Source organism: Vibrio sp. 2033, assembly GCF_033339735.1.
In genome coordinates this window covers 1-1,081 of sequence record NZ_JAWOVC010000115.1, presented here as the reverse complement: position 1 = coordinate 1,081, position 1,081 = coordinate 1, and the positions used below count along the sequence as shown (strand labels likewise).

Here is a 1,081-nt window from a genome sequence, read left to right as displayed (position 1 = left end):
ATTATCGGCCGTATCGGTTCGGGTAAAACCACGTTAGAGCGTCTCATCATGGGCTTATACCAACCGACAGAAGGTCATGTTCGCATTGATGACACCGACATCGCGCAGCTTCATCATGTCGATATTCGCCGCAATATCGGGTGTGTGGCGCAAGATTCCAATCTGTTCTTTGGCTCCATCCGCGACAACATCACGCTAGGCCGTCCATTAACCGATGACCGTGACGTGATGGATGCAGCCAATCGTGCGGGTGTGACCGCCTTTACGCAATCGGATCCAGCAGGTTTGGAGCGTCAGGTTGGTGAAGGGGGCGCAATGCTTTCTGGCGGTCAACGTCAGGCGGTGACGATTGCTCGCGCGTTCCTTGGACGTCCTCCGGTACTCTTGATGGATGAGCCAACCAGTGCAATGGACAACCGCTCAGAAATGCACATCAAGCATCAATTGGCGCAGTTAAAACCGAGCGAAACGCTGATTTTGATTACACACAAAACGTCGATGCTCGACATCGTAGATCGCGTGATTGTGATGGAGAAAGGCAGCGTAATTGCAGACGGTCCAAAATCTCAAGTGCTGAACGACTTGAAGCAAGGTAAGGTTAGAGCAGTTAGCTAATCTCTGAAATCAAGAAAGCCATTATTGAAATACAAAGCCCCGTTGAATCGAATGTTTCACGGGGCTTATTTGATCGGCAAACCAAGATAGTTCAGCTCTTCAAGCACAACCCAAATAAGCACGAACCCCACGATCACCACCAGCATCATGATCGCCTTTTCATCTTCTTCCATACGCCCGCGCCTCTCCTACCGACTTCTTTCGACCACTACTAGGTTAGCAGGACAAAGGTCATATTCATCAAATTTATGACGCGCTTCACTTGGCGTAATTTCGGATATGGGATGAAGCTCAAACATTGAGCACATGAAAGACACGACGACTCTGATTGAATATTAGGTATGGTAACGAAATACTACCCATCGCAGTCTTTCATTATGCTATTTCAGTAACATGTAAGGCGTTTTAATGCTGATACAGGGTAAACAGAGTAGAAAAATTGTGATTACTTACAGCAGAAAATCAG

Annotated in this window: 1 protein-coding gene; it reads left to right on the top strand. The window is 47.5% G+C overall.

Translation table 11 applies throughout. The features are described from left to right. A partial coding sequence (locus R7P74_RS24995; RefSeq protein WP_318123330.1) for an ATP-binding cassette domain-containing protein occupies positions 1-615 on the top strand: 615 nt, incomplete at its 5' end. Positions 616-1,081 lie beyond the last annotated feature (466 nt).